Source organism: Streptomyces alkaliphilus (genome assembly GCF_014141535.1).
GTDB lineage: Bacteria > Actinomycetota > Actinomycetes > Streptomycetales > Streptomycetaceae > Streptomyces > Streptomyces alkaliphilus.
In genome coordinates, this window is record NZ_VKHT01000480.1 from 1 (window position 1) to 3,882 (window position 3,882).

General features: G+C 73.1%; 3 protein-coding genes. 1 reads left to right on the forward strand and 2 read right to left on the reverse strand.

Annotated features, from left to right (window positions below; translation table 11 throughout):
- The coding region (locus FNQ90_RS15300; RefSeq protein ID WP_323379984.1) for an SbcC/MukB-like Walker B domain-containing protein at positions 1-1,432 on the forward strand (1,432 nt) is incomplete at its 5' end.
- Positions 1,433-1,476: 44 nt separating this feature from the next.
- Here FNQ90_RS15300 and FNQ90_RS15305 read toward each other — a convergent pair.
- Positions 1,477-3,165, reverse strand: coding sequence for a DUF885 domain-containing protein (locus tag FNQ90_RS15305; protein WP_182606890.1), 1,689 nt, complete (start codon positions 3,163-3,165; stop codon positions 1,477-1,479).
- Between the two features lie 35 nt (positions 3,166-3,200).
- Positions 3,201-3,791 carry an Lrp/AsnC family transcriptional regulator gene (locus tag FNQ90_RS15310; protein WP_182606891.1) on the reverse strand — a complete coding sequence of 197 codons (591 nt, stop codon included), beginning with the start codon at positions 3,789-3,791 and terminating at the stop codon, positions 3,201-3,203.
- Positions 3,792-3,882: the final 91 nt, after the last annotated feature.

Sequence of the window (3,882 nt, forward strand, 5' to 3'; positions counted from 1 at the left end):
CCTCCCCGGCGCCCCCGACGCCTCCGCGGAGAAGGAGGCCCAACGACACCACGAGGCCGGCCTGGAGGCACGGGAGGAAACCGCTCGCCGGCTCGCCGAACTGCGCACCGAACGCGCGGCCGCCGACCACACCGCCGAGGGCGAGCCCACGACGACCCTCGAGGCACTGGTCACCCGACTGGAGGGGGAGCGGACGACGGCCCGGGAGGCGGAGGAGCGCCTGCGCCGGCTCCGGACCCTGCTGGAGGAGACCGACCGCGCGGAAACCGACCTCCTCGACCGGTTGCGCGACCTCGACCACCGCCGTGCCGCCCGCTCCTCCCGCCGGGCCGCGCTCGCCGAACGTCTGGACCACCTGCGGGCCGCCGAGCCCACCGACCACACGTCCGAAGACCTCGACGCCCGTGCCGACCTGCTGGCCGTCACGACGGAGGCCCTCGCGGTCGCCGCTGCGGCCACCCGTGCCGTCCGGGAGACCGCCGACCGTCTCAAGCGGGCCGACGACCGACTCGCCGAGGTGGTCTGGCGGGCCGGTTTCCCCCGCGCGGATGCGGCCGAGTCCGCCGCCCTCCCCCCGGAGTTCCGCGCCGCGCTGCGCCGGCGGATCGAGGACCACGACCGCCGCCGGGCCGCCGTCGACGCGCTTCTCTCCGACCCGGCCCTCCGTTCCCCGTCCGGCTCCCTTCCCGACGCCCCGACCGACGGTCCCGCGCCCGACCCCGCGGTCACCGGGAAGGAACTGGGCGCGAGCGAGGCGCGGTGGCGCGCCGCCGCGGCGACGGCGGACACCGCGCGTGCCCGGGTCACCGACATCGAGGCGCTCTCCAGGGCCGTGGCGACGGGGGCCCGCGAATCGGCGCCCCGGCGTGAGGAGAGCCGGCGGGTGAGCCTGTTGGCCGGGCTCACCGCCGGTACCGCGGGGGAGAACGCCTACCGGATGAGACTGGAGACCTACGTCCTGGCCGCCCGCCTGGAACAGGTCGCGGCGGTGGCCGGCGCCCGCCTGGACCGTATGACGGCCGGTCGCTACCTGCTGGAACACACCGACACCCGTAGCGGTCGGGGCCGCAGTGGCCTGGGCCTGCACGTGGTGGACGGGTGGACCGGCCGCCACCGGGACACCGCCACCCTCTCGGGCGGCGAGTCCTTCCTGGTCTCCCTCTCCCTCGCCCTCGGCCTGGCCGACGTGGTGGCCGAGGAGGCGGGCGGGGTACGGCTGGACACCCTCTTCGTCGACGAGGGGTTCGGCACCCTGGACGAGCAGTCCCTGGACGATGTGCTGGACGTGCTGGACTCGCTGCGCGAACGCAACCGCAGCGTCGGGATCGTCAGCCACGTCGCCGAACTGCGCTCCCGCATTCCCGTCCAGTTGGAGATCACCAAGGGCCGTCGGGGATCCGGACTGCGGCTGCGCGGTCCCGACCCCGTGTGATGCGACGGCCCCGGCGATTCACGCCGGGGCCGTGACCCGGCGCCTCACAGCGCCGACAGTTCCTCCTCCAGGTCGTCCAGCCCCAGCGACCCCAGGGACAACGCCGCCATGTGCCAGGCCTTGGCGTCGAAGGATTCGCCGTGCGCGGCCCGGGCGGCCTCCCGGCCCCGCAACCAGACCCGCTCGCCCAGCTTGTATCCGATGGCCTGTCCCGGCATCCCCAGGTACCGCACCAGCTCACTGTCGACGAACTCCGCCGATCGGCTGCTGTGCGCACCGAAGAACTCCCGCGCCAGCTCCGGCGTCCACCGCTCGCCCGGGTGGAAACCGGAGTCCGCCGGGATCTCCAGTTCCAGGTGCATCCCGATGTCGATGATCACCCGCACCGCTCGCATCATCTGACAGTCCAGGTACCCCAGACGGCGCTGCGGGTCGGTCAGGAAACCGAGCTCGTCCATCAGTCGCTCGGCGTACAGCGCCCATCCCTCGGCATTGGCGCTCACCATTCCCATGGTCGTCTGGTAGCGCGAGAGCCGGTCGGCCACGTACACCCACTGGGCCAACTGCAGGTGATGGCCGGGAACCCCCTCGTGGTACCAGGTGGAGACCAGGTCGTAGACCGGGAACCGGGTCTCGCCCATCGTCGGCAGCCAGGTGCGGCCCGGCCGCGAGAAGTCCAGTGACGGACCGGTGTAGTAGGGAGCGGCGGCGCTACCGGGCGGGGCGATCATCGACTCCACCCGACGGACCTCCGGCGCCAGGTCGAAGTGGGTGCCGTCCAGCGCCTCGATGGCCTCGTCCATCAACTGCTGCAACCAATCGCGCACCTCCTCCACGCCCTCGACCGCATCACCGTGCGAATCCAGGTGCCGCAGGGCCTCCCACGGTCCGGCCCCCGGGAGGATGCGCGCGGCCTCCTTCCGCATCTCCGCCAGCAGGCGGTGGTACTCCGCCCAGCCGTAGGCGTACGCCTCGTCCAGGTCGAGGTCGGTGCCGTTCCACTGCCGAACCCAGCGGGCGTAACGTTCCCGGCCCACCGCGTCGGGAACACCCGTCGCGCGCGGCGCGTAGGTGTCCCGCAGCCAGTCGCGCAGAGCGGCCACCGCCGCACCGGCGGCGGCGGCGCTCTCGTCCAGTTCGACGCGCAGGGAGTCCGGGCCCTTGGCGACGAAGTCGGCGAACCAGCCTCCGTCCGAACCCTCACCCACCCACTCGCCGAGCTGATCCACCACGGTCCGCACCTGTCGTTCCGCGGCGAGCAACCCCCGCTCCAGGCCGGTTGCCAACGAGCTCCGGTACCCCTCCAGGGCCGCCGGCACGGCCTTCAGCCGGCGGGCCACGGAACTCCAGTCCTCCTCCGAGGCCAGCGGCATCAGGGTGAACGCCTGGCGGATGTCGTGCACGGGCGAGAACAGGTTGTTGATCTCCCGCAGCCGTTCGCCGGCGTCGTGGATCGCCAGATCGGCGGTCAGCCGTTCCCGCAGCAGGCGGGCGCAGCGCCGCTCGGCGTCATCCCCGGCACCGGGGAGCGTCTCGGCCGCGTCCAGCCGACGCAGCGTCTCCCGGTTGAGGTCCGCCAGCGCCTCGAGGCCGGTGGGGGAGAGGTCGGGCAACCGGTCGGCCGTCCCCGGGATGCCGAGGTAGGTGCCGATCAGGGGCTGCAATTCGACCAACGCGTCGAGGTGGGCGTCGGCCAGCTGACGGGGAAGCAGGTCGTGCGTGGTATCGGACATGGCCCCATCCTGGTACGTCGGGGGCCGGTTCGTCATCACCGAACGGCGCGAGAATCCTGTCGTGACCCTCCCGCAACCCTCCGGTCCGGCCCCGGTGGGGTGCCCTCCGGCTCCCCGGCTGCCGACACCGCTCCCCCGGGTGACCCTCCGGCGTCCTCCGGTGGCAACAGCGGCCCGCAGGACCACTGGCGGAACACCAGTCTGGTCTCCACCCGCGTCACCTCCCGCCGAGCGGTGAACCCCTCCACCACCAGGCGCTGCAACTCCGCCGGACCGGCAACCGCCACGTGCACCAGGTAGTCGTCGGGGCCGGAGAGGTGGAACAGCGCCCGCGCCTCCGGGTACCGCCGGACCCGTTCCACGAACGGACCGATCACCTCCCGGCGGTGGGGCCGCACCTGCACCGAGAGCAGGGCCTCCAGGGGGCGGCCCAGCCGCGCCGGGTCCAACCGCAGCGTGTGCCCCAGGATCACCCCACCGCGCCGCAACCGCCGTACCCGGTCCATACAGGTGGAGGGGGCCACCCCCACCGCGGCGGCGAGATCGCGGTAGGTCATCCGCGCATCGTTCTGCAACAGCCGCAGAATCCCCAGGTCAACCGCATCGAGCGCGACCGAATCAGCCATCCGCCGAACGTAGCACGGGCCCTCGCCCACGGGACCCGTTCGGTTCGCATCATCCCCTCATGACGACCGCACCCGCCGCCCACGGCCCCGC

What these genes read in the sequence shown, in the direction of transcription:
- FNQ90_RS15310 (WP_182606891.1), bottom strand. Translation starts at nt 3,791, where the DNA reads ATGGCTGATTCGGTCGCGCTCGATGCGGTTGACCTGGGGATTCTGCGG.
- FNQ90_RS15305 (WP_182606890.1), bottom strand. Translation starts at nt 3,165, where the DNA reads ATGTCCGATACCACGCACGACCTGCTTCCCCGTCAGCTGGCCGACGCC.